Source organism: Arthrobacter sp. 2RAF6 (assembly GCF_052115205.1).
Classification (GTDB): Bacteria; Actinomycetota; Actinomycetes; order Actinomycetales; family Micrococcaceae; genus Arthrobacter.
In genome coordinates this window covers 22,038-46,736 of record NZ_JBFRGF010000033.1, presented here as the reverse complement: position 1 = coordinate 46,736, position 24,699 = coordinate 22,038, and the positions used below count along the sequence as shown (strand labels likewise).

The 24,699-nt window shown below is 62.1% G+C and carries 22 protein-coding genes; 5 read left to right on the top strand and 17 right to left on the bottom strand.

Going from position 1 to position 24,699, the window contains the following annotated elements:
* Window positions 1–17 precede the first annotated feature (17 nt).
* Together AB4Z38_RS19755 and AB4Z38_RS19750 are read left to right on the top strand one after the other, a co-directional pair.
* The gene (locus tag AB4Z38_RS19755; RefSeq protein ID WP_441431277.1) at window positions 18–1,703 is read left to right on the top strand and encodes a thiamine pyrophosphate-dependent enzyme; all 1,686 of its coding nucleotides are present in this window, start codon (window positions 18–20) and stop codon (window positions 1,701–1,703) included.
* Between the two features lie 68 nt (window positions 1,704–1,771).
* Window positions 1,772–3,274 carry an NAD-dependent succinate-semialdehyde dehydrogenase gene (locus tag AB4Z38_RS19750; protein WP_441431276.1) on the top strand — a complete coding sequence of 501 codons (1,503 nt, stop codon included), beginning with the start codon at window positions 1,772–1,774 and terminating at the stop codon, window positions 3,272–3,274.
* Window positions 3,275–3,370: 96 nt separating this feature from the next.
* Here the strand turns inward: AB4Z38_RS19750 and AB4Z38_RS19745 are convergent, their stop codons facing one another.
* Window positions 3,371–3,910 (bottom strand): nuclear transport factor 2 family protein, encoded by a 540-nt coding sequence (locus AB4Z38_RS19745; protein WP_441431275.1) that lies wholly within the window; start codon window positions 3,908–3,910, stop codon window positions 3,371–3,373.
* A 150-nt stretch (window positions 3,911–4,060) separates the two neighbouring features.
* Window positions 4,061–4,852, bottom strand: coding sequence for an NADPH-dependent F420 reductase (locus AB4Z38_RS19740; RefSeq protein WP_441431274.1), 792 nt, complete (start codon window positions 4,850–4,852; stop codon window positions 4,061–4,063).
* Window positions 4,853–4,923: 71 nt separating this feature from the next.
* On the opposite strand from AB4Z38_RS19740, the gene AB4Z38_RS19735 reads away from it, so the two are divergent.
* Complete coding sequence (locus AB4Z38_RS19735; protein WP_441431273.1) at window positions 4,924–5,274, top strand: ArsR/SmtB family transcription factor; 351 nt, start codon at window positions 4,924–4,926, stop codon at window positions 5,272–5,274.
* Window positions 5,275–5,297: 23 nt separating this feature from the next.
* On the opposite strand, the gene AB4Z38_RS19730 is transcribed toward AB4Z38_RS19735, so the two are convergent.
* The 7 genes from AB4Z38_RS19730 to AB4Z38_RS19700 all read right to left on the bottom strand — a co-directional run bounded on the left by AB4Z38_RS19730 (window position 5,298) and on the right by AB4Z38_RS19700 (window position 13,238).
* A complete protein-coding gene (locus tag AB4Z38_RS19730; RefSeq protein ID WP_441431272.1) occupies window positions 5,298–5,801 on the bottom strand; it encodes an NUDIX domain-containing protein in 504 nt (167 codons plus the stop codon).
* A 34-nt stretch (window positions 5,802–5,835) separates the two neighbouring features.
* Window positions 5,836–6,375 carry a flavin reductase family protein gene (locus AB4Z38_RS19725; protein WP_441431271.1) on the bottom strand — a complete coding sequence of 180 codons (540 nt, stop codon included), beginning with the start codon at window positions 6,373–6,375 and terminating at the stop codon, window positions 5,836–5,838.
* 74 nt (window positions 6,376–6,449) lie between these two features.
* Window positions 6,450–7,199 carry an SDR family NAD(P)-dependent oxidoreductase gene (locus AB4Z38_RS19720; RefSeq protein ID WP_441431270.1) on the bottom strand — a complete coding sequence of 250 codons (750 nt, stop codon included), beginning with the start codon at window positions 7,197–7,199 and terminating at the stop codon, window positions 6,450–6,452.
* Between the two features lie 346 nt (window positions 7,200–7,545).
* On the bottom strand, window positions 7,546–9,246 hold the full coding sequence (locus AB4Z38_RS19715) for a flavin-containing monooxygenase (RefSeq protein ID WP_441431269.1): 1,701 nt from the start codon (window positions 9,244–9,246) through the stop codon (window positions 7,546–7,548).
* 246 nt (window positions 9,247–9,492) lie between these two features.
* Entirely contained in the window at window positions 9,493–10,641 is a 1,149-nt protein-coding gene (locus AB4Z38_RS19710; RefSeq protein ID WP_441431268.1) for an FAS1-like dehydratase domain-containing protein, read from the bottom strand.
* Window positions 10,638–12,764, bottom strand: a complete 2,127-nt coding sequence (locus AB4Z38_RS19705) for an acetate--CoA ligase family protein (RefSeq protein WP_441431267.1) — start codon at window positions 12,762–12,764, stop codon at window positions 10,638–10,640. The genes AB4Z38_RS19710 and AB4Z38_RS19705 overlap by 4 nt, the downstream gene beginning before the upstream one ends.
* Window positions 12,765–13,238 carry a VOC family protein gene (locus tag AB4Z38_RS19700; protein WP_441431266.1) on the bottom strand — a complete coding sequence of 158 codons (474 nt, stop codon included), beginning with the start codon at window positions 13,236–13,238 and terminating at the stop codon, window positions 12,765–12,767.
* A 182-nt stretch (window positions 13,239–13,420) separates the two neighbouring features.
* Between AB4Z38_RS19700 and AB4Z38_RS19695 the strand changes: the two genes are divergently transcribed.
* Window positions 13,421–14,242: an IclR family transcriptional regulator gene (locus AB4Z38_RS19695; RefSeq protein ID WP_441431265.1), complete on the top strand. Its 822-nt coding sequence runs from the start codon at window positions 13,421–13,423 to the stop codon at window positions 14,240–14,242.
* On the opposite strand, the gene AB4Z38_RS19690 is transcribed toward AB4Z38_RS19695, so the two are convergent.
* The 3 genes from AB4Z38_RS19690 to AB4Z38_RS19680 all read right to left on the bottom strand — a co-directional run bounded on the left by AB4Z38_RS19690 (window position 14,228) and on the right by AB4Z38_RS19680 (window position 18,185).
* A complete protein-coding gene (locus AB4Z38_RS19690) occupies window positions 14,228–15,754 on the bottom strand; it encodes a CocE/NonD family hydrolase (protein ID WP_441431284.1) in 1,527 nt (508 codons plus the stop codon). The two genes, AB4Z38_RS19695 and AB4Z38_RS19690, sit on opposite strands and share 15 nt — an antisense overlap.
* 78 nt (window positions 15,755–15,832) lie before the next feature.
* Window positions 15,833–17,089: a M24 family metallopeptidase gene (locus AB4Z38_RS19685; RefSeq protein WP_441431264.1), complete on the bottom strand. Its 1,257-nt coding sequence runs from the start codon at window positions 17,087–17,089 to the stop codon at window positions 15,833–15,835.
* Window positions 17,090–17,357: 268 nt separating this feature from the next.
* The gene (locus tag AB4Z38_RS19680; protein WP_441431263.1) at window positions 17,358–18,185 is read right to left on the bottom strand and encodes a crotonase/enoyl-CoA hydratase family protein; all 828 of its coding nucleotides are present in this window, start codon (window positions 18,183–18,185) and stop codon (window positions 17,358–17,360) included.
* Window positions 18,186–18,362: 177 nt separating this feature from the next.
* Here AB4Z38_RS19680 and AB4Z38_RS19675 point away from each other — a divergent pair, with 177 nt between their 5' ends.
* Window positions 18,363–19,238, top strand: a complete 876-nt coding sequence (locus AB4Z38_RS19675) for an isocitrate lyase/PEP mutase family protein (RefSeq protein ID WP_441431262.1) — start codon at window positions 18,363–18,365, stop codon at window positions 19,236–19,238.
* Between the two features lie 68 nt (window positions 19,239–19,306).
* On the opposite strand, the gene AB4Z38_RS19670 is transcribed toward AB4Z38_RS19675, so the two are convergent.
* The 5 genes from AB4Z38_RS19670 to AB4Z38_RS19650 all read right to left on the bottom strand — a co-directional run bounded on the left by AB4Z38_RS19670 (window position 19,307) and on the right by AB4Z38_RS19650 (window position 24,683).
* Window positions 19,307–20,122, bottom strand: coding sequence for an enoyl-CoA hydratase/isomerase family protein (locus AB4Z38_RS19670; RefSeq protein ID WP_441431261.1), 816 nt, complete (start codon window positions 20,120–20,122; stop codon window positions 19,307–19,309).
* Window positions 20,123–20,330: 208 nt separating this feature from the next.
* The gene (locus AB4Z38_RS19665) at window positions 20,331–21,950 is read right to left on the bottom strand and encodes an FAD-dependent monooxygenase (RefSeq protein ID WP_441431260.1); all 1,620 of its coding nucleotides are present in this window, start codon (window positions 21,948–21,950) and stop codon (window positions 20,331–20,333) included.
* Complete coding sequence (locus tag AB4Z38_RS19660; RefSeq protein ID WP_441431259.1) at window positions 21,947–22,867, bottom strand: SDR family NAD(P)-dependent oxidoreductase; 921 nt, start codon at window positions 22,865–22,867, stop codon at window positions 21,947–21,949. Before AB4Z38_RS19660 ends, AB4Z38_RS19665 begins: the two co-directional genes overlap by 4 nt.
* Window positions 22,860–23,438 carry a nuclear transport factor 2 family protein gene (locus tag AB4Z38_RS19655; protein ID WP_441431258.1) on the bottom strand — a complete coding sequence of 193 codons (579 nt, stop codon included), beginning with the start codon at window positions 23,436–23,438 and terminating at the stop codon, window positions 22,860–22,862. Before AB4Z38_RS19655 ends, AB4Z38_RS19660 begins: the two co-directional genes overlap by 8 nt.
* Before the next feature lie 54 nt (window positions 23,439–23,492).
* Window positions 23,493–24,683, bottom strand: a complete 1,191-nt coding sequence (locus AB4Z38_RS19650) for an acetyl-CoA C-acetyltransferase (RefSeq protein ID WP_441431257.1) — start codon at window positions 24,681–24,683, stop codon at window positions 23,493–23,495.
* Between the last annotated feature and the right edge of the window lie 16 nt (window positions 24,684–24,699).

Here is a 24,699-nt window from a genome sequence, read left to right as displayed (position 1 = left end):
GCGAAAAGGTTTTATCCATGACTCAAGTAACAGCCGAGCAAGACGAGTTGCCAGGGGATCTGCTGCCGATATCCCGCAAGTCCGCCGGGCACGTCATTGTTGATACGCTGGCCGCCCACGGAATCAAACGGGCCCATGTTGTGCCGGGTGAGAGCTTCCTCGACGTCCTTGACGGACTCCACGACTCGCCCATCGAAACCATCGTGTGCCGACACGAGGGTGGAGCCACGTACATGGCCGAGGCCGACGGCAAGATGAACCAGCTTCCGGGAATCGCGATGGTTACCCGAGGGCCTGGCGCCGCCAACGCGCATGTCGGCCTGCACACCGCGTGGCAGGACTCCACCCCCATGGTTCTGTTCGTGGGGTTGATTCCCTTCGCCCACAGGGACCGCGAGGCCTTCCAGGAGTTCGACATCAAAGCCTGGTTCGACACCGGCGCCAAGCGCGTGATGGTCCTCGATAACGCCGAACGTGCCTCCGAAATCGTCGCCGAAGCCCTGTTCGCGGCGATGAGCGGACGGCCCGGCCCCGTCGTCGTCGGCCTCCCCGAAGACGTGATCCGCCGGCAGATCCCCGCCGAACTCCATCCACCCATACCGGTCGCCACCGGCGGAATGACAACTGTGGACGCGGCTTCGCTGGCCGATGCCCTGGCCGCGTCCAGCAAACCACTCTTCGTCACCGGCGGAAACGACTGGACCCAGGAAGGCGCCGACCAGCTCACGCACTGGCTGGAAAAGCATCACATCCCGGCCGCCGCCGAATGGCGCACGGAAGGCACCATCCCCTTCGGTTCCCCGTCTTACGTAGGCCCCATCGGTTACGGCCGGCCCCGCCCCACCTACGACCTGCTGGAGGAAACCGATCTGCTGATCTTCGTTGGCACGGTCCCCGGGGATGTTATTACCGACGGATTCCTCTGCCGCCAGGACTGGACCAAAAAGAACTTCCTCGTCACCATAGACCCATCCCTCCGTGGCCGCTCCGGACCCGTCTCCTACCAAATCCTGGCCAAACCGGACGTCTTTATCCGTGACCTGGCCAAGATCGAACTTCCCGTCAAAGATGACTGGGTGAACTGGACGTCCAAAATGCGCAGGGAGCAGGAAGCCTTCGCAGCGCTTCCGCGGGCGACGCCGTCGGCCGGTCCGGCACGGATGGACACCCTGATGGCCAACCTCGTCCCCACACTGCCGGCCGACGCGATGGTCACCCTCGGTGCCGGTGAACACACCAACTGGGCACACCGCTACTTCCCCACCCAGCGTTATGCCTCGATGATCAGTGCCCGCAATGGCTCAATGGGCTACTCCATACCGTCCGCCATCGCCGCGTCCCTGGAATACCCGGGCAGGCGTGTGGTGACCATTGCCGGTGACGGCGAATTCCTCATGAACGGCCAGGAACTGGCCACCGCCGCCCAGTACGGCGCCACTCCCCTGGTCATCGTCATGGACAACCAGGAATACGGCACCATCCGCACCCACCAGGAACGGCACCACCCGGAAAGGGTGTCCGGAACGCAGTTGAAGAACCCGGAGTTTGCGCTCATGGCCGAGGCCTTCGGCGGCTTCGGCGTCAAGGTAGAACATGATGCGGACGTTCCTGCCGCTATCAAAGCGGCGCTGCGAGCCATCGACGAGGACAGCGTGTTTGCGCTCATCCATCTGGTGGTTGAGCAGCGGGTCAAAGCCTACTAACCCTCCCCCATCAGCCCCGGGTCGGTTGCGCCAGCCCATACCCCTACAACTTTTAAGGACTTCCCTTCATGACTGTTTCCGCGCTTTCCCCTGCCGTTTCACCCGAACGCGAAGCTTCGCTCCTCGACTCCGTCCCCACCGGCCTGCTGATTGGCGGGCAGTGGCGGGACGCATCCGACGGCGGCACGTTCGACGTCCACGACCCGTCCACCGGCGAGGTCCTGGCGACGCTCGCGTCTGCCACGAGCCAGGACGCGGTAGCCGCCCTCGACGCTGCCGACGCTGTGCAAGCTTCGTGGGCGCGGACCGCTCCGCGTGAGCGTGCCGAAATCCTGCGCCGCGCCTTCGACCTGGTCAGCGAACGCGCCGAGGACTTCGCCCTGCTCATGACCCTGGAAATGGGTAAACCGCTGGCCGAAGCCCGCGGTGAGGTCACGTACGGTGCAGAGTTCCTGCGCTGGTTCTCCGAGGAAACCGTCCGCGACTACGGCCGTTACCTCACCACACCCGAGGGCAAGAACAAGATCCTGGTCCAGCACAAGCCCGTCGGACCGTGCCTGCTGATCACGCCGTGGAACTTCCCGCTCGCGATGGCCACGCGCAAAGTTGCCCCCGCCGTCGCGGCTGGTTGCACCATGGTCCTCAAACCCGCCAAGCTCACGCCGCTGACCGCGCAATACTTTGCCCAGACCATGCTCGACGCCGGACTGCCGGCAGGGGTCTTGAACGTGGTCGCCTCCTCATCTGCTTCAGGGATTTCCGGGCCGCTGCTCAAAGACTCACGGCTGCGGAAGGTTTCGTTCACCGGCTCCACACCGGTCGGGCGGCGGCTCATGGCCGACGCCGCCAAGAACGTCCTGCGCACCTCGATGGAACTCGGCGGCAACGCCCCCTTTATCGTGTTTGAGGACGCGGACCTGGACAAGGCGGTCGAGGGTGCCATGGCCGCGAAGATGCGGAACATGGGCGAGGCCTGCACCGCGGCCAACCGGTTCCTGGTCCACTCCTCGGTCGCCGCGGAGTTCACGGCCAAGTTCGCGGCAGCTATGGGCGCCTTGACCACCGGCCGCGGCACCGACCCCTCCACCCAGGTCGGTCCGCTGATCGACGCCGGTGCGAGGGAGGACGTGCACGCCCTGGTGGCTGCCGCCGTCGACGCCGGGGCTACCGCCGTCACCGGCGGCAAGCCCGTGGACGGGCCCGGCTATTTTTACCAGCCCACCGTGCTCGCCAACGTTCCCAACGGCGCAGCGATTCTAGGCCAGGAAATTTTCGGCCCCGTCGCCCCGGTCACCACCTTCAAAACCGAGGAGGACGCCATCGCCCTGGCCAACGCCACCGAATACGGCCTCGCTTCATACCTCTACAGCGGCGACTTCAACCGCTTGCTCAGGGTCGCGGAGCAGATCGAGTTCGGCATGGTCGGCTTCAACGCCGGCGTCATCTCCAACGCCGCAGCCCCCTTCGGCGGGGTCAAACAATCCGGCCTGGGCCGTGAAGGCGGCTCCGAAGGCATCGCCGAATACAGCACCACCCAATACATCGGCATCGCCGACCCCTACGCGGACTGATACCGCACAAAAGCCAAAGCGCCTGCCGGCCCCGTCAATGGGGCTGGCAGGCGCTTCAGTGTTGGTTCACGGACGCGAGCCAGCTGCAGGTCCAGGTTACCGGGAGAATTCCGTCGGCGGGCTGTCCACCCAGTCCTTGTAGATCGGGTCCTCGGGATGCCAGGCTCCCCAGTGCGAGACGCGAGGAACATTCACAACGTCCCAGTCCGAGTTGATGGGCCGGACGTCGATCCAATCCCAGATGCAGGTCCTATGAAGGATTTTCCACACGCCATCGCGCTTCTCACACAAGTCGCGGTAGCGGCCGGCCTGGAACATCGTCACGTCGGGGTCCTTGAACGGGACCACACAGATAAACATGCTTTCGCGCTTGGCCCGGTTCCCGTCAATCTCGGACAGGACATTGGAAATGTGGTGGCTGCAGCCATGGATCTTGTCGTGCCAGGCCATGGCTGCATCCGCCCATCCATGGCCATTTCCGACGTAGCCACCGTGATCGTCGAATGAATCGGGCCAGTAGGTGGATTTCATGAGTTCGCGGTCGTGCCGGTCCGCTCCTCTCGCGTACAACATGAGATTGTCGTGGAGGGCTTGCTTGTCATACAACTCGGTCAGTTGAGCATCTGTGAGGGACATATATCCAGTTCTTTCTACTCCAAACGCCGGGCAGCGTCTTTGCCTACCCTCGTTGGAAACAACGCTAAAAGCAGGAGCTTCAGGACAGGTAGCTAGTCGGGCGCCATGAAGTTAAGAAACAGCGTCAAGCGTCGGCGGCCAATGGCCTTTCTAGAACTTTCGCGCTGCAACCCGCACAGGTTCAGCCTTCTTTAACGCCTCGCTCAGACGCTCAGCCGACACGGGCCCTGCTGCAGATTCGAGCAGACGCTCGTCCGGGGTGGAGGGATCGGCCACGTACAGTCTGGTGTAGGCCGTGGTTTCCGGTTCAAAACGCCAGCTCTCAGCCAGCGGACCGGCGTCCACAGTGTCGAAGCCCAATTGGTCGATCAGCCTGACCACCTTGGATTTGGCGGAGCCGTCATCTCCCGCAACCGGCAAGCCGGTCCGGTCAGCGGCCCCTGAAGGACGCGCCAATTCGGGGATGTGGTGGGCCAGGATGTTGTTGAACGCTTTAGTCAATCCGGCTCCCGGGAAGTGCCGAAGGACGAATTCACTTGTCGTCAGTCTTTCCTCGTCCAGCTCAGCAACTCTTCCGTCCCGGAACGGGTAGTAGTTGGAGGTGTCGAGTATCGCCTTGCCCGCCAGCAGTGAAGCAGGAATGGACGTGTGCGCCATCAGCGGTATGGACAACACGACTACGTCTCCGGCCTCGGCGGCCTGTTCTATGGAACCCGCGGAAGCCAGGGGACCCAAGTCCGCGACCAGGTTGCTAAGACTCTCCGGCCCGCGGGAATTGGCCAGTACTACAGGGACGCCTGCGTTTACGGCCAGACGAGCGATGGCAGTACCAATGTTTCCGCTGCCAATGATTCCTAGGGTGGACATATTTGTTTCCTCTGAGTGTGTGGTGGATGGAGGGGAGCCTCGAACGCTATGGCCCGTATTGGGCCAGCACAGCATGGGCCTCGATCAAACCTAGCTTATGTTCGCGTCAGCGTAAACATAGAGAATTCTGTAGATAGAATGAGCACATGGCCAGCCGAACCTACACTCCCCTAACTCACCCTGAAGTCAGCGATATGGACTTGTTCCGCCTGATGGAGGCCATGACTGACCCGGTGCGGCTGCGGATCGTCATCCAGCTGGCGAACAGCGGTGACGATATTCCGTGCACTGAGTTTGCCCTGCCTGTCACAAAGTCCGCCGGAACGCGCCACTTTCGAGTATTGCGTGAGGCCGGCGTGATCCGTCAGTACGACGTTGGAGTGCGTCGCATGAGCCGGCTGCGCAGTGATGACCTCGAAGCCCGCTTTCCCGGCCTGTTGAAACTCATCCTTCAGGAGGCACCCAACAACAAGCGCAGGGAGCGTCGGGCCTCCTGACGTGGAGCCGAACCCAGGGTCCGTCACCGCGCAATTCCCGGGCCAGCCGCAGCGATACCCGGGACATGACCGGTCGCATCGAGTACGTTGTCCAGCCAGTCCACGCGGTTAGCGAAACGCTTGGCCTTGTGCGGAGCGGTCCACCGGTAGGCGTCGTTTTCCCAATTGATCTTCAGCCGCCGTCGGGACGTCAAGGCAGTGAAGGTATGGATGAGCCAAGGATTGCTCAAGCCGTCAGCCACCACCAAGTCCGGTCCCCGCAGAAGACCCAGGAGATCCTTGGTTTCGAGACCGGTTTCTTCAAACAACTCTTCAAGGGTCTGCTGTTCAGGCGTGGCACCGGCTTCCATAAAACCGGTAATGCAGTGCCAAAGGCCGCTGTCGTGGCCAAGATTTCCGCTCCTTCTGAACAGGGCAATCTTGTCCCGCCACTGGATGACGGCGGCTACCACGGTGCGCTCCGCAGGGATGTCATGCGCAGCGCGCGAGGGAAACCCCACGCCTGACGCCGCATCATTTGCGCTCATATTCCCCTTCCAACGCGCAGCAACCGCACAGTCGCTACACGACGTCGATCGACTGCGCGTTGACAAGCTCGCGGAACTTGGCACCGTGCCAAATGAGCGGCTCGTTTTCGCCGACTCCGAGCTTCTTCACCTCAAGCAGGGCCATCCAGTGGTCGCCGGCCTCTGAAACCTCATGGATCGAGCACTCGAGCCACAACGCCGCGTCTTCTATGAACACTGCCCCGTCCTTGCCGACGTCGATGGCCACCTGTTCAAAGCGTGCAGCGCGGTCCCTGCCTGCGAGCTTACGGGTCAGATGTCCCTGCCCCTTGCCAAAGATCGAAACACCGAGTGAGGCAGCATCCTTGATCTGCTCCCATGTCTCCGACGACTTCTGCACAGCTACCGCGACGAGGCACGGTTCGAGCGACACTCCGACCATGAACGATGACGCGACGAGTGCATGCTTCTCGCCTCCGGCTTCGACCGCGAGCACCGCAACTCCGGACGGAAACTGTGCGAACGTGCTTCTCACCACCAAGGGGTCGTTGCCGAATGCACTGACCTTAGGCCGGGTCATAAATTTTTGGGACATGGGTTTCTTCCTCTCGGTGCTCGAGTGGGAGTGATCGCTCCTTGACCAATCCCGGGCCGAATACGTCTGGACAGCTACGCAGCAGTTTGGCCGCCGTCGATAGGCAACGCGACGCCGGTAATGTACGAAGACTGCTCACTGGCGAGGAACAGGACGGCATTCGCTACTTCTTCTGCGGTTCCGACACGACGTGCCGGAACCATATTGATGAGATAGTCCGCAGCGGCAGGGTTTTCCGCCAGTGCTTCCTCCATCATCGGAGTCCTGATGGGGCCAGGGCAGATGGAATTCGCGCGGATATTTTGCTCCGCGTATTCAAGAGCGATGGTGCGGGTAAGCCCGAGGAGGCCGGTCTTGGCAGCGCTGTAGCTGCCGTACAAAGGCGTTCCCATCAAGGCTGCGGCTGAAGCCACATTGACTATCGATCCCCCGCCGCGCTCCAGCATCGCCGGAATGGCAAACTTCATCGTGAGGAAAGCGCCTCGGAGATTCACGTTGATCATCTTGTCGAAGTCGGACTCCAGCGCCTCATGGTGCTGGACCATCGGAGCATTGGCGCCTGCGATATTGCACAGAATGTCGAGTCCACCGAACTCGCTGACGGCCAGGCTGACCATGGCCTTCGCGTCTGCCGCGTTTGAGATGTCAGCCTGGATCGGCACCGTGCGGTCTCCGAGCTCCACAGCCGTTTTCTCCTGGGCCCCGGAAAAGTCCGCCACGACGATGTTTGCGCCGTGCTGATGAAACAGGCGGGCAGTTGCCAAGCCCATGCCCGAGCCGGCACCTGTGATTATTGCGGTCTTGCCTTCGAGTATGTTGCTCATTGTCATTCCTTTATATCCGTGTAGTTTTTGGTAGTCGCGGCCTTAGCGTCGGCGGCCGGATGTGGGTTTCGAACCGGGAAAGCTCACCGGATCTCCTTTGATGTCAGTGCGTCGGCTTTCTCTGCTGATTCGCCCACAATCAACGCTAAGAGCGGGCGGGGCTGCACCGGCATGGCCATCAACGCCAACAAGAAAGGAAACTGCGCCAAAGTTTTTCGTCATGGGTGCAAGCCATGTGCCCTTGCGCAGCGAGTCGGCGAAAACATGGTCCGCAAGAACAAAAGGCTCCCCGTAAGCCTGAACTGGATGACCAGTCCGGCTTCCGGGGAGCCCCTTGGCTGTCTATTTACTTCGCCGTGAGGACCGCGTCACGGCCCCGGCTTTCATTCGCGGATTGTCCTGCATTGCCAAGTGCGAAAGCCTTCGTAAACACGAAGCCGCGGTAGTCGTCGGAGACAACTTCTTCGACCTTCTTGACGTATTTGTCAAAGCCACCGGCATACGGAATGAAATAGCGCGAGCCGTCGTATTTGTTGACGTGGACCATGTAGTTGTCCACGGCTCGCCGGAGGAGCGGCTCCGCGATCTCATTGCAGTGGGCGCCCCACTCCCTCTCCGCCTCAATGCTGGCCTCAATGCGGACGGCGCCCTTCTTTTCGGCATGCGCAACGATGGCCGCCACAAAATCAACGTGTTGGTTGTTCCCAGCGAAGAAGTTTGCGAGCACACTGGGGCTCTGAGGGCCGGTGAGCATAAACAGGTTCGGGAATCCATGCGTCATGACCCCCAAATGGGTCTGCGGCTTATGTTTCCACCGGTCACTCGGCTGCTGGCCATGCTCATTGCGTACGTTGGCCTGGTCCAAAGCGCCGGTAAAGGCCTCAAAGCCAAGGGCAAAAACGATGAGGTCAATCTCGTACTCATTGTTCCGGGTCTTGATGCCGGTCCTGGTGATCCGCTCAACCGGATCACTTCTCAGATCAACGAGACTGACATTGCTTTGATTGAAGATCGGGTAGTACCCGGTGTCGATGCAGAGCCGACGGATGCCGATCGGGTAGGCGGTGGGCATCAGCTTCTCGGCGGTCTCGGGATCGTCGACCATGTCGCGGATCTTGCCGCGGACGAACTCAGCGACGACGTTGTTGACTTCGATGTTCGTCCCCTGGTCGGAGAAGGTTCCGAGCAGGGTCTGGCCCCCGAACGCCCATCTGGACTCGAGAATCTGCTGCTGCTGTTCCTCGGAGAAGTCTGAAGCCTTGCCCGCAAAGCCCTGCATGACATAGCCAACTGGGGAATTGTATGACTCCTCACGCAGCTGCAGAACTTTCTTATTGAGGCGGGCCTTCTTCCTCCTGTCCGCCAGCCCATTGTGTGCAGGTATCGAGTAGTTCGGAGTTCGCTGCAGGACATGGAGATGCCCGGCGGTCTTGGCGATCTCCGTGGCAGCCTGCACACCCGAAGATCCTGTTCCAATCAGGGCAACCCGCTTGCCGGCAATCTCAACGGGGGTTTGGGGCCAATGGGCGGTTTGATACCACTCCCCCTCGAAATCATCGAGTCCCGGGAAGTCCGGCTTCCGGGGCTTGGAGAGTTGTCCCGTCGCCATCACGAGATAGCGGGCCCAAACCGTCCGGCCGGTATTGGTCTTGATGAGGTACTTGTTCTCGTTAGGGTGCCAGTCGGCGGAGGTCACCCAGGTGCTCAGCGAGAGGTTGCGGCGCACCTCGAGGCGGTCCGCAACATAGTTGAGGTACCGCAGGATTTCGGGTTGCGCGGCGTACCGCTCGCTCCAGTCCCAGCCCGCGTAAAGCTCGGGATCAAACATGAAGGCGTAGCTGTGGCTTTCCAAGTCCACGCGGGCACCCGGGTAGGCGTTGTGATACCAGACGCCCCCGACGCCGTCTGCTCCCTCGAAGCCGTGGACGTCGTGTCCCAGATCTGCGAACCGGTGGAGGGCGTAAATGCCCCCCATGCCCGCGCCGATCACGACGACGGAATATTCCTCAGTCTCACCCGCGGAGGTCTGGATGTGGTTGTTTGACATGGCTTCGCTCCCTGGACGCGCGTCTTCACTGGTCACTGGCGTCACCACTCGTTGGATGGAACAACCCATCCTGGTTTCGTACTCTTGAAAAGCCCACCGGATCTCCTTTGTTGTCAGTGCGTCGGCCACTTTGCCGATCTTCGTTCACAAATAACGCTAAGAGCCGCCGGGTCGGGACCGGCATGGCAATGGACGCCAATTAGGCGGGAAAGTGCGTCAGCTATCAACCTTCAGCCCGTGCGCGGGTCAACTGCTCCGGGTCTCGGCCAGTGACACGACCGCTACGGCACTCGTGGTCTCCACGCCCAGCTGGTTGATGGCCTTCACCGTGACCTCCGCGCATGCTCCGTGGGTCTCATCGCGGAACACGCGGGTGACCTCGCCTGCAATCCACTGGGTGTCACCGAAGACACCGGGCTGCTTAATGCGCACCGAAAGCGAGACGAGATCGCCGTCGTCCCCCATCCAGTTGGTCACGCAGTGTGCCATCCATGACACGCGCTGGTTGCCGTTGTCGTACGCGCCCGGCATGCCGATCGCGTGCGCCATTGCAGGATCCTGGTGCCCCAGGCTCGGGAAGGGCTCGGAAAGGAAGTGTTCGGGGCCGAGGTTCGTCGGCGCGCTTGGGTCGCCGTTCCTCACCCGCTCCTGCTGGCGCACGCGGGTCTCGACGCCGCGGTAGCCGGCGGTACCGATTGCTCCCGCGTAGTACGCGGTCATGGTGATGAGATCGAGCGGACCCTTGACGACCTGCGGGACGACGTCGCCGACGGACACCGTCTCGGCAAAGCGGGTACGCTGGCCGCGGATCTCCTCGGCCAGGATCGCGGCTCGGATCTGTTCCTTCTCCTCGTCTGTGTAGACATGGGGGTCGCGCGGTTCGTGCATCCGCTGGCCCTCGGAACTTCGAGCCACGCAGACGATCGTATTGCGGACGATCCCGACAAGCTCTTCGCCGACGAAGTAGTCGGTGCGACCCACCTGCTCTACCAGGCGACCCGAGCGGCGTCCCACGCGTTCACGGACGTCTTCGACGAAGGCCCGGGCGCGGACCCGCTCCCCCAGGCGTATCGGCCGGCGGAAGTCGAGGTCGGCACCGAGGTGGATAGCCTGGATGCCCTCCGACATCCCCATCGCGAGTTCGGCGTCGCACACTGAGTAGAGGAATGTGGGGGGTGCGATCCGGGTGCCGTAACGCGTTGTCTGCGCGTACGAATCCGACAGCCATAGCGGGTTCTCGTCACCGATCCCCCACGCGTAGTGGCGGACTGAGTCGGTGCTGGCTTCCTCGTTCCATTGCACAACAACGGCTGACTCACCGATGAAGCTCTTCATGTAGGCGACGTCTTCATCGGTGATCTGCTTTGCAGGTACACCGGTAGTGGCGGTAGTCATGTTGTTGGTCCTGACGAGGTGGTATGGACCGACACAACAGCGTCAACGACAGTGACGGTCGCTGTTGCCGGGTCCGCAAGGATGGGATTGAACTCGAACTCGTGGATGTTCCCGTGCTCTTCCGCCCAGGCAAGAATGTCCATCACAGTACTGGTGAGCGCGTCGAGGGTCCTCCCCCCGGCCTCCCCACGAAGGCTTGCGGCGACGACGCGCACGTCAGAGATAGCTTGGCGGACCTCCGAACGGGACACTGGCAGCGGAAGGATCCTGATATCGTCAATCGCCTCAGTCATCCCGCCTCCCGCGCCGATGACGAGGACCGGGCCGAACTCGGGATCGCGCCGGAGCCCGACCAGGACTTCGGTCTTCCCCGGCGCCATGGTTTGGACGGAGATCGTCGCGGCCTCCCCTTGGATGGAGGTGAGCTGGGTCGCTGCCGCGCGGGCGCTGTCGGCGTCGTTGACGCCGATGAAGACGCCTCCAGCGTCTGCCTTGTGAAGGATCTCGGCATCATCGATTTTGATCGCTACCGGGAAGCCGATCTCCTCGGCAGCCCGGACGACGCCGTCGACATCACTGACGGCGCGGCTGGCCGGTACAGGAACGCCGGACTTGGCCAGGGATTCTGCCACCTCGCGCCAGGTCAGGTTGCACGTCCCGCCCGTTGGCACCGCCTTGAGCGCCGCCCCCACCAGATCGCCGCGGTTGGCACGGGTGCTTTGGACCTGCGCCCAGGAGGATGCGGCCGCGATGGCATCCAGAGCCCGCCCGGCTGTAGGCAGGGACAGGACTCCTGCCTTGCGCAGGATGCCGGCCTGGGCGGCCGTGACCCGGTCGTCCTCGGACAGCGGGACCACCATGACACGTACTCCCGCCGGGATGGTCATCGCGGCGATACCGGCCGCCAGCTCATCGAAGTCGTGCGCGAGCCGGGTCGCCGTCACGATAACCCACCCGTCCGGCGTCGTGGTGAGAACCCGCTCAACGATGCGCAGGTAGTCGGCAGTTGTTGACTGTACTCCAACGTCGATGGGATTGCCGAGGTGATTGCTGCCCACCGCGTCACCGATCGAGCGGAGCGCTTCCGGTTCAAGGTCGCGGAACGTCAGGCCGCGGTCATCGGCCAGGTCATTCCACAGCCCCACCTGGGCACCGGAGGTCGTGACCACGGTCAGCTCCTGGTCCCGGCCGGAGAGCCGCCCGTGGAAGACGTCGAACGTCTCGGTCAGGTCAAGGAGTTGCTCAGGCGACGTGCATACCATTCCAAAACGGTGGCGGAGGACGCTTAAAGCGACGCGGCCGCTGCCTGCCAGCTTGCCGGTATGGGACTGGGCGCTCATCGCGCCGCGGGTGGACCGTCCCAGCTTCAGGACGATGACCGGGATACCGCGGTCCCCCGCGGCGGTTGCAGCGGCCTCAAGATCGTCCCTTGCGCTGAAGCTCTCGACGATGCAAGCCAGGACATGCGTGTCCGGATCAGCGCCCAGCCACTGCGCCCAGTCGGTAAAGCCCGTCGAAATCTCGTTCCCGGAGCTGGCCCAGGCGCTCAACCCGCTCGCACCGCGTGCGGCGAGGGACTGCATGAGCGCGTTTCCCAGTCCGCCGCTCTGGCTGAACATCGCCACGTGACCGGTCGGAATCGCACCACGTTGCAGGACCGATGAGAAGGTTGCGGTCAGCGACCGGCCCACGTGCATGAAGCCGATGCAGTTAGGGCCGATGAGTCGGGTTGTGCCCTTGGCCAATTCCGCACGGAGCAACTCATCGCGGTCGTGCCGACCGGTTTCACCGAAGCCGGCGGCGAACGCGACCGCGAAGGGCACGCCGAGCGCCACGCACTCGCGAAGATCCTCGATAACCCTGTCGGCGGGTCCAACGAGGACGGCAACGTCGGGCACCTCGGGGAGGTCGGAGAGCGTCTCCACCGTGGGTACACCGAGCACTTCCTTGTGCACACTACTGACCACGTAGTACCGCCCCTCGAATCCGAGGCGGGCGAGGTAATCAAGTGTCCGCCCTGAGGTCTTCCACGGGTCCCGGGAGGGACCAACCACAGCCACACTCTCTGCCATCAACGGGTTATCGATGCGCACGGGGCTCAAAACAGCTTTGCTATCCAACATTTACATTCCTCCAGTCCGTCGCACAGTCGCCGGCCTGCGGGTGGCCGGGATCTCTATTGCCTCGACCACAACGCCGAGATCACGATCGGTGTCAAAGTAGGCGAATCCGCCGTCGCCGCCCTGGCCATAACCGCGCGCCGTTTGCGTAACCCGGTATCCGGACCCCTCCATAAGCGTGATCGCGGCATCCAGGCTGTCCACGAATACGCCCAAGTGGTGGAGGCCGCTGCGGCCCTGCTCGGTGAACTCGTGGTAGATACTTGGGCCGGCCAATGGCTGGATGAGCTCGATCTGGGGATTGGAACCGCCCATCGCGAGCTTCATCTCGAATGCGCCCTCCTCATCACCGAAGCGCGACCAGGGCATGAACTCCTGGTCGTAGTGATAGCAGAGCCACTCTTCGATGCCGAAGGCGCGTCCGTACAGGTCGATGGCCTCGTCGAGGTCCGGCACGAGGATCCCCACCTGCCCCACGCTCCCTATCGGAACAAGACCTGCATCATCCCTAAACTCTCTTGTTGTGATAGTTGCTTTCATAATGTAATAACTACGCTACCCTTCTGCGTGCTGTCAACGGATAAAATGGTGCCCCTGGACGCAGGAGCCCTTCTCGTGGCGCTGTAGCCCTTCTTTCGCCATGTGCGTATGATTTCCGCATGGCAAGTACAACTAAGACAGCCGATAAAAAGGCCACCGACACCGAAGCTCCGAAGGACTTGGTCCAGTCGGTTGCCCGCGCCCTCAACATCGTTGATGTCATTGCGGCGTCGAAGGAGCCGATGCGGGCCCAATCCATCGCGAGCGCCGTAAACCTGCACATTGCGACGACGGCGCATTTGCTCGCGACCCTTGTACATGCCGGTTACCTGGAACGTAACGAGCGCACGTACAAACTCGCTGCCGGGAAAATCCTGGATCTGAGTTCGCGCGTGGAAGAAGACTGGCGCCCCTCCCCGCTGGCGCTGAGTCTCCTGAAAATGGTGGTTGAGGCCACCGGCGAAAGCGCGTACCTTTCTGCCTGGCAGGGAGGCACCGTCACTGTGGTCGCCGTGGAGGAAGGCAGCCACGCCGTCAGAGTGGCGGACCTCCGGGTCGGTGTTTCCGGCGACATTCATGCACGCGCCTCCGGAAAGGCCCTCCTGGCCTTCGGTCCGGAATCACAACTGGAACGGGTCCGGTCCGCAGACGGTGAACTCGCACGACGAACCGAGCACACGATCACCACCCTTCCTGAATTTCTGGCCGATCTTGAGTTGACCAGATCGCGTGGTTACGCACTGGACCACCAGGAATACGTCCTGGGCGTCTGCGGCATGGCAGTTCCAATCTTCGAAGGATCGCAGCGTCCCCGCACCGCTTTGTCGATTACGGTCCCGCTTCATCGCTTTACCAACGAGGAGCACTTCCAGAGGTGCCTCGATGCCCTGATGGAAGCCCGCCGCCTGGACGATGAAGAAGGCGACTCAACCCAGGCGTAGTACGTCAAGTTCCAGTACCGGCCCCTCGTCTGCACAAACGTTCAAGGATGTCCGGGGTCCGTCCTCCAAGCGGGGGAAATCCGATGTGGCAACGTAGGCGCACAGGCGCATTCCTTTCGCCACCCGGATCGCGGTGGAACCCAGATCCACGGTGATTGACTCTGCGTTTCCAGCGCCCGGGGTGATGTAGGACGACCCCTCGCAGAGCAGCTCCGAGGAACCGGTGCCATCCAGCGTCGCCAACCTAACGACGACCGGCGTCGGGTCAGCTGTGGTCACGTCGAGTCTGCAACTGACAGTGCCCAGGATTTCGATATCGTCAGCCAGGGGATCCGAAACGAAGGTGTGCACATCCTTCCGCGCATGCATTGCCTCCAACATGCGTGGACCTGAGTTCGCACCCACCTTGTAGCCAGGGAAAAAGGTTCGCCCGCCGATCGTCGGGACGGGGGAATCCACTGACAACCCGGCGCGGGCATCCATAGTGGCCGCGGGATGCTCAATGTTGCCGGGGCGCAGCCGAAGGTGCACTCGGTCGGCGCCTTCAGGTGGCCAGCTTGAGAAGCATCGCCATTCATCAGCTCCCATGGAGAAAACACTCACAGGATGGTCAGAACGATAGAGGCCATCACGCACTTCCTCCAACCAGCCGAGTTGGAGCGACGTCGGGTCGAGGCTATCGAACGACGATGCCGGACCGAACGATCGGCCCGGGAACCAGCCGCCCATGAGCCCATGCGCCCATGGCCCAACCAAGAGTCGATCATGGGCATTCCCCGTGCCGGCGGCCTCCCGCCGCACAAAACTGGCAACCGTTCCTCGAAGGAAAATGTCGAACCAGCCTCCGATGACGAAGGCGGGCACCTCAACGCGTCCAGCCAACTCGGGATCCACCAGGGAACGGCTTCGATCCCGCCAGTCCCGCAGATAGGGTGCGAATTCCCCCGCTTCCTCGACCAGCTGGTGGAAGGTGCGGATGCGCCCCTCTGCGACGCTCCGCTCCAGCGCTGCGATCCGCGGACGGCTCTTCTCATCCATTTGGCTACTAGCGAGGAGAATTGATACCCAGTATGCAAGGAATCCCAACACGACGTTGTCGTCCTCGTAAAGCCAGCCGGAATGGACGTCGTCGGCGGTCACAGCGGGAACAATACCAATAAGGCCTTCAGGATTCCTCGCCGCCGCCAACCACTGGCTGATGCCCACGTATGAGCCGCCCACCATACCCACTTTGCCGTCCGACCACGGCTGTTCGCGCACCCACTGGATAGTGTCCACACCATCGTCGGCTTCATTCACAAAAGGCACGAAGTGGCCCTCGCTTCGGAACCTGCCCCGTACGTCCTGAACCACCACCACCCATCCGCTTTCCACAGCGCGCAAGACGTTAATCCACGTATTGGCGTGCGCGGGGTCATCCTTGCAATAGGGCGTCCGTATCAGCACTGTCGAGCAGGGTTCCCCGTCACCTGGACGATACACATCTCCAGAGAGAGTAACGCCGTCGCGCATAGCGACAGGGACGTGCTTTTCAACTATCAGGTTCATGGCCACCTTCGCTGTTTCGCTTTCGCAGTCGGCTTGGATGGTTCACCCGGCGGTTTGGACCATGTCCAGGCGCGGGTAGTGGTCAAGCAGTTCCGCACCTTTGGCCGTGACCACAACGAGGTTCTCAAGGCGGACACCTCCGACGCGGTGCTCCCCTTCGATGCCTTCGATGGCAATGACCATGCCTTCTTTGATCTCCTCAGGATGGTCAAGCGACCACGAGCGCGTGATTGTTGGAGGGTTGTAGTGGATTGCCCGCGACCCTGCGTTGACCAGGCCGATCCCGTGCCCAAGCTCGATGCTGAAGCATTCCGCCTCAGATGGAAAGCCCAGCTCTTCCGCGGGTGCAAGTACGGCGGCCACGTCAGCTGTGCTCGCGCCTGGTTTCATGCGCGACATCGCCAGATCCAGACGGTCCGTCAGCTTTGTGTAGGATGAGCGCTCGGCTGAGGTTGGAGCGCGGCCGACGACGTACTGGCGGTAGAGACACGCCGTGTACCCCATGTAGGAAGTTCCGCAGGTGAGCAGGTACGCGAGATCGCCATGCTCAACGATGCGGTCTCCACCGCTGATCCCCCGGGGGAATGACAGTGGTCCGGAGAGCAGACGGGCAGCTCCCACTTCCGCGCCGGCATCTTCGATCGCGCGACGGGCCATCAAAGCGATCTGGGCCTGCTTGGTCCCGGGCCGCAATGCGGCCCGGGTCGCCTCGAACCCGGCAGTGCTCAAGCTCGCCGCCATCGAGATACAGGAGATTTCATCAGCGGTCTTGATCGTTGAGCATTCGAGCAGCAGTGGGAGCCCCGGGATTGTTTCGATGCCTGCATCGGCGAGGGCATTCATACCGGCCTCATCGATCTCGCTGACGGCCAGCCGCTCGCCCGCGAGAGAACGTGATGCAAGTTCGTCGCGAATCTGGGCTGCGAAAACGGCCGACAGTTCGGCAATCGCAGAACTGGGCGCCACACCGCCAAGCCAGGAGATGGCTGGGCGCCAGTGCGTGATCCAGGGAGCCTGGTCGGGCATTTGCTGGAGGGATCCCGCTGGTGCGAACACGATGGGTTCGTCATCTGCGAAGAACAGTGCGTAGCCGACCTGGAGCGAGAATTCTCCCCACCAAAAACCCGTCAGATAACGCACATTGTCCGCGCCCGTGAGCAGCAGCGCCGGTATACCCTTCGAACGCATCAGTGCCCGCATACGGTCAGCGCGCTCACGGCGCATCCGCTCGAGATCAACGCCTACGTGCAGTTCTGTGCGCGCTGGTCCGAAGTGCAATTTCTGGTGGTTTTCGGGCATCGTTGCCTTCGCCTTTCATGTTTTTGTACCGATCGATGGTTCCGCGGCTATCGGGGGCCGCCGTCCGCGGCGATGCGGTCGGGCCTTCCGAGAGCCACGGCATCCCGTAAAACTTAGGAAGCCCACCGGAGGTTCGCTTGATGTCTGTGCTGCGTTATTTCAGCCGACCTTTGTTCTGAAATAACGCTAAGAGCCCGGGGGCCCTCAGCGACACGGCATAGAACGCCAATGACGTAGGAAGCCACGCCAGACTTTGAAATTAGGTATTTCAGTCGCTTTGATTGCCTTGACCAGCGACGACCCAGGCCGGATCGCGCCGTTCGACGAAAGCCAGGGCACCCTCGCGCGCTTCCGGTCCGCTCCGCAACGGAGCAACAATTTCTTCTTGAGCAGCGAAGCGCGCCTCCGCCGCCGCATACCTCGACTCCGAAATGATGCGCTTGGCAGTCTTCATTGCAACGGGTCCATTGAGCTGGATTTTCCCTGCGAGTTCCAGCGCGGTATCAAGCGCTTTGCCCGGGTCCGTCAGCCTGTTGATAAGACCGAGCTCGGCGAGGCGTGCCGCAGAGATTGGCTCCCCCAGCAGCGCCAGCTCCATCGCGATGTGATACGGCATCCGGTCCGGCAAGCGGAGCAGCCCGCCGCCGGCTGCGATAAGTCCCCGCTTTACCTCGGGCAGGGCAAACGACGCCGTGGAGCTGGCCACGATCAAATCACATGCAAGGGCAAGCTCAAATCCCCCTGCGTAGGCATAGCCTTCGACAGCGGCAATGACAGGTTTCACCGGCGGCCTGCGGGTAATGCCGGCGAACCCGCGTCCCTCAAGGACAGGGACATCCCCTGCTGCAACCGATACGAGGTCAGCGCCCGCCGAGAAATATCCGCCAGCACCAGTGAGGATGGCGACGCTTACAGAATCATCGGCATCAAATTCATCGAACGCGACCGCAAGTGCCAAGGCGGTGGGCAGGTCGATCGCATTGCGCTTGTGCGGACGCGTGATAGTGATGACGCGAACTCCTCCGGAGTTGCTGACGTGAACGCTTGGCTCACTGACGTTGTTGCTTGCCCCCGATTGGGGCTTGGTCTGTTGCATGATTCATCCTTTGGGGCGTACTGATGAGGAGAGAGCAACAGTGCTGCTGACTCCTTTGTCGGCTACAGTTTTCAAATAGTGAACGTTATTAGCGTGATACGATAGTAGCATTGCTACGTTCGGCGAAAACTCTTTCTCGCCGTAGCCATAAACTCCGACGAAAAGAAGGGAAAGCCCATGAAACCCGCGCAAAGACTCCGGGAACTGCTTGCGGACTCCAAAATGATCATCGCGCCGGGAGCCTACGATGCACTCTCGGCGAAGTTGATTGAGCAAGCCGGCTTCGACGTCGTGCTCATCGCCGGGGGCACCTATTCGAACTTTCACTACGGGGTGCCGGATAACGGCTTTATCTCCCAGGGAGAACTCATCGAGGCCGGCAGGCGCATCACGGCAGTCACCGACCTGCCACTCATTCTTGACTTCGATGATGCAGGGGGTTCACCACTTCAAGCATTCCGCGGCGTCCAGCTTGCCGAGCAAGCCGGCGTCGCAGCCCTGCTCGTGGAAGACATGGTGCCCGCAACGAAGCACTTCTGGACGCCCAAAGACGGCGGGGAGCGCTGGAAACCGCAACTCAAGCTTCGCAGCGTCGAGGAGATGAGCGACATCATCCGTGCTTGCGTGGAAGCTCGGACGTCCCCGGACACGGTGATCGTGGCCCGGTCGGACGCCAGCCGCTTCGGCTTCGACAATCTCGCTGAACGCATGGCTGCCTATTCTGCTGCCGGCGCAGACATGCTCTATCCGTGCGGCTACCCCCTTCTCGACTTACCCAAGCTCTCAGCAGTCGTCCCTGGCAAGTACGTCATGGTGACCGTGAAGAATCCCACCCTGGAGGAGCGCCAGGAACTTGAAAACGCCGGTGTGAAGATGCTGCTGGTCATCAACACAGTGAACGGGGCCGTGGCAGGCTTTCGCGAAAATCTGTCCCTCCTGGCGCGTGGCGAATTACTCGAGGGTGAAGCAGAAGGCGGCGCTTACCTACCCATCATGGAAGCAATCGATGCGGCAGAGTGGGCCCGCCGGGCCCGCCACTTCGGTTATTCCTGACAGTTGTTGCAATCAATCCGAGCAGAAAGCGCCGACGACATCTCAAGTCGTCGGCGCTTCCGTTTGCGTCAGGCGGGCGTTTTGACGCCCGCAGCCAGTTCCGGTCCGGTGAGCGGAGACGGGTTCCAGCCCTCACCCATGGCAACCAGACCCTCGGTCATCATTCCGTGGCTGACCGCGTCATTCATGGTCTTCTTGAGCTCGTTCACCATCAGCATCCGCGTGGAGCGCAGCGTCAGCGTAGGCTTCGCGGCAAGCATCCGCGCAAGTTCATATGCCCTGGTGACTACCTGATCCTTAGGCACCACTTCGTTCACGGCACCCCATTCGTATGCCTGCTGTGCAGTGATCTCCTGGCCGGTGAGGTGGAAGTACCGGCCGCGGTTCAAACCGATGACCAGCGGCCAGATAATCTGCATCCCGTCGCCGGGAATGTTCCCCTGGGAGAAGTGTGCATGATCGGCGAATACGGCATCCTCGGAAGCGATGACGATGTCGCAGAGCAGCGCCTGCTCATTGTGGTACCTTGCGGGACCGTTTACCGCGGCAATCATCGGAACCTCGATGTCGAGGTGGCCGAGCACAAGGCGCTTGGCGTCGTGATGGAGACCGAGCCAGATTTCGGGGGTGACCCAGTTCTTGTTTTCAATCGGGGCTTCCTTGTCGATGAAGGTGTCACCCGCTCCCGTGATGATGACAACGCGGTTCCCCCGGTCCCTGCTGATGTCATCCCAGAGCGATGAAACGTTGTCATGGACACCTACACCCCAGACCACGTCGCTGCCATCCGTGTGGAACGTGACAAGCAGAATGCCGTCTTCATCACGTTCCAGTTTGATGTGCTCGTACTTGTCCTTGTAATCATCGAACGTTATCCACGCCATCGTGAATCTCCTTATTTCTGTGATTGAGCAATGAGTTGCGGCTACACCACGACTAGTTTGACCACTAGTCAAACTCTCGTAATATGAACCCTATATACAAATAGCGCGAGTTCTCAATAGTGGAGATCGAAAAATAGCGCCGGGACTTGCGGTGTGTTCGGGCCCTGTCATCAACCTCCCGGGGGCGGCAGGTCGAGTTCTGCCGGGATCATGGCGTTGTGCGCCCGACGTAAGCGAGTAGGGCGTGGTCCACGGCGCCGGAGTCGTTGCTGTCCAGGCGGGCAAGCACGTGCCCGTCAGGCCGCACGAGGATGGCTTCGTCCCCGTTTACACGGTAGGCGGCCGCCCACTCTGCCTCGGCAGCGATGAAGTCCCCGGAGGGCCCGAAGGTGACCGAGCGGCCTGGAATGCCAAGGCTCTCTGCGCGCTGTGCTGCCTCCCTTGCAGGCTCCGAGCCGGAGCGCGCGAGGATGGTCAGTTCATGCCCGAACAGATCGAGTGTTGAGACAGTGCCTTCAGCGTTGAGCCAGACATGCGGGGCGCGTTCACCCACGGCAGCAGTTGGGGTGAAGGTTCCCACCGGCCAGCCGGCATTGGGCGAAGTGGCTCCGGCAACCGCTCCACGGTCGTAGCGGAATCCGATGTCCAGGCCGGGGTGTTCAAAGTTTTCCGGCCTGAAGGAGCGGGGGCCTTCATCGGCGTTTCCGACGATGGATCGGAAGTTGCGGACGGCTTCTGCCATGTTGAAGAGAGCAACGGGCCGCCGCTCGGCTTCGTAGGTGGCCAGGAGGGCAGGATCCGCCCAGCCTTTGAGGACGGCTGCCAGCTTCCATGCGATGTTGTGGACGTCCTGGATGCCAGTGTTTTGGTTGAACCCGCCGTAGGGAGGCATGACGTGCACTGCGTCTCCGGCGAGCAGGATCCGGCCGGACTGGTAGCGGTCAGCCACCCAGGCGCCCACCGTCCAGGTCCGGGCGTCCATTAACTCGACCGACTCGTCGGGATCGCCGATGGCGTCGCGTATTTGCGTCGTCCAGTCGATGTCTTCGAAGGGCATTCTGTCCATGACCAGCGGGCGGCCCAGCATCGCCACCCGGTCGGTCGCGTCCACGGGAGCAATCACGACAGCCCCGATCGTGTCCGGATTATCAAGATAAATGAAGCTCGATGGGTCGCCCGTGCGCCGCTGGATGACAGGCGAACGGAACAGGACGCTCACCGCCGTCTGCAGGTCCTGATCGCCGGTCGTCCCGATCCCCAGGGCCGTGCGCACCTGGCTGGCGGCGCCGTCGGCCGCGATGACGTACTTTGCGGCGACGTGCTCAAGGCCGTCCTCAGTATCTATCGACACAAGGACCTCTGTCCCTGTGTCGTTTACCGTCGACACCGTCCGGCCGAACTCGATCGTGACGGTGTCCTCGGCCTGGGCGGCGTCAACGAGGATGGGCTCAAGGACGTCCTGGGAGCACAGCACCACGTCCAGGGTCTCCGGGCCGAGGCTGGTGTCCGAGGGTCCATTCGCATTCCCGTTGCTGGTGACGACTGAACGCCACAGTGATACGGCATCGCTTCCGAGCAGGCGGCGTGGTCCGCTGGGAAGCGCCGCTGCCCGCACGTCGTTGGCGAGGCCGAGTTCGCGGAACACCTCCATGGTGCGGCAACTGACCGCCCGGGACCTGGGGTGGCGTGACCGCTCGGTTCGTCGCTCGACCACGAGCGTGTCGACGCCGAACCGTCCCAAGAGGATCGCCGCCGAAAGCCCGACCGGACCGGCTCCGATAATCACGACGTCGACGCTGCGCTTCGCAGGTTTGTTCGGCTCGTTCACTGGCTCACTCCCGCAAACTCAGTCAGTTCGGGCTCCGTGATGCGGGAATCCATGTACGTCAGTTGGCCGCACGGCTGCATCCTGGCGCGCAGCACGTCATCGAACGCCGCGCTGACATCAAGCGGCGTCCATGTCTCGCGGGTGAGGGCGGAGTCGACGATAGCGGGGTGTGAAAGCAGCATCAGGTCATGCCCGTTCGCAAAGCGGACTACCTGGCCGTTTACTCCCTTGCTGAGGTCGGACAGGAGATAGAGCACCACTGGAGCGTTAGTGGAAGGCGGCGGCGCGACGGGGTTGCCGCCGAAGAACTTCGTGTAAGCCTCTGTCCCTGCGGTCATCATCGGCGTGTCGGCGTGGGGCGCCATGGCGTTGACCCGGATGTCTCCACCTTCGGCGCCGAACTCGGTGGCCCAGGCGAAGGTCAAGGAGGCGATCGCCGCCTTGGCTGCCGCGTAGGCGCTCATCATGCGAAGACCAGCAACGGCGCCGGACGTGACGTTGACGATGGATCCGCGGCCTTCCATGGCGGCGAGGCCGTGGACTGACATGAAGTAGGTACCGCAGACGTTGATGTCGACGTGGCGGCGAATGTGCTCCTGGGTCTCCTGCCCGGCGGTCACCGTCTCCAGGTACCCGGCGTTGTTGACCAGGCCGTCGAGCTTGCCGAAGCGTTCTACCGCAGCAGTGACGAGCCGCTGGCAACTGTCCCAATCGGTGACGTCCGCCGCGACGGCTATTGCTTCGCCGCCCGCCCGGTTGATTGACTCCGCCACAGCCTGGGCGCTTTCGGCATTAATATCGGAGACGACGACGCGGGCACCTTCCGCTGCGGCCGCGTGTGCGTACGCCTCGCCGAGGCCGCGGCCGGCGCCAGTGATGAGTACGTGCTTTCCAGCGAGGATTCGATCGCTAGTCATTGAGATGCTCCTTTGCATTCGTAGTCTGGACCGGGGATGCTTTTCCCCAATCCGTGGCATAGGTCGGGTCAAACGGGTAGCGGTCGCCGAAGTTGGATGTGGGCGGGATGCCGAACAGCTCGGCGACGTCCGCTTGCGGAGCGAGTCGTTGCGCCCCGTCCCAAACGCAGGTCCGCGCGAGCACCTTCCACTCCCCCTGGCGCCGCTCGCAGAGATCCCGATATCGGCCAAAAAGCAGGTCGGTAGGGCCGCCGGGGGTCGGCGCAGTCAGGTAGATAAACGCCGTTTCACGCTTGGCCTGATTGCCGTTCAGTTCAATGAGTATGTTGGTGATGTAGTGGCAGGCCTTGTGGGAGGACTCCCGCCGCATGGAATACGCCCAGTCGCAAAAGTCATGGGACAGGCCTACGTACATGCCATGATCCTCAGTCGCCTCAGGCCAGTAGGTGGACTTCATCAGCTCAAGATCCTTGCGGTCCATGCCCCGGCAATAGCGGATCATATTCTCGTTCAACTCCTGCTTGGCAACGAGGACACGCAGTTGCTCCAGTTCAGCGGCCCAATCCGCCATCTTTCCGTTGTTCGTCGCAGCCTCCTTCAGGGGCTCAAATTCTCCAGCCATCGATCAGCTCAGGGACAGGAGCAGCGCCTCGCCCTGGCCGCCTCCACCACACAGTGCCACGGCAGCCTTGCCCCTTCCGCGGCGCTGGAGTTCGTACACAGCCGAGACCACGACGCGTGCCCCGGAGGCGCCGATGGGGTGTCCGAGAGCGATGGCGCCGCCGTTGACGTTGACCCTGTCCATCCCAACTCCAAGCTGCGCCGCCGAGTGGAGTGCCACCGACGCGAAGGCTTCGTTGATCTCCCCGAAGTCCAGCTCCTCTACAGTCCAGCCTGAGGCCCCGAGCGCCTTCGAAATGGCCCGGGCTGGTTTGTCCGGCAGGGATGTGTCGGGGCCGGCAGTCTGTCCGTGGGCTCCGAGTACCGCCACGATCTCCAAGCCATGGGCCTCTGCGTAGCCGCGCGTGGTAAGGACGACGGCGGCAGCACCGTCAGTGAGCGGCGACGCGTTGCCTGCCGTTACGGTACCGCCAGGGGAAAATGCCGAGCGGAGTTTGCTGAGGGACTCCTCATTGCTGTCCGGGCGGATGCCTTCGTCGCTGCCCGCCAATTCGGCCGTTCCCCGACGACGCGGCACTTTGACCGGGACAATTTCCGCGTCAAAGTAGCCTGCACCCTGTGCCGATGCTGCCCGCCGGTGGGAGTCTGCAGCGGCTTTGTCCTGCTGGACACGGGCAATACCGAGTAAGTCATTGGCACGATCTGTGTTGAGGCCCATTGACTCATGGTCGAAGGCATCGGTTAATCCGTCGCGGGCAGCGGCGTCTATCAGCACGGCATCCCCGTACAAGTGCCCGGCGCGCGAACCCGGAAGCAGATGCGGTGCATTGCTCATTGACTCCTGTCCGCCTGCGATGACCACTTCCGCTTCTCCGAGTTGGAGTAGGCGACTGGCTTCGATGATCGCGCTCAGCCCGGACAGGCATACCTTGTTAACGGTGACAGCGTGGGCACTGAGCGGTATCCCGCCGGCTACTGCTGCTTGTCGTGCAGGGTTCTGGCCAGCGCCTGCCTGGATTACCTGTCCCATGAGAACGGCGTCAACAGCATCAGCACTGATGCCTGCCCTGTCGAGGGCGGCCGCGATTGCAGCGCCGCCGAGCTGGACGGCGGACACCGTTGCGAGCTGGCCCATCAACCGGCCTTGCGGAGTCCGGGCAGCCCCCACGATGACGATATCTTCCTTGCGGTTCACTTCTGCTCCTTGACCC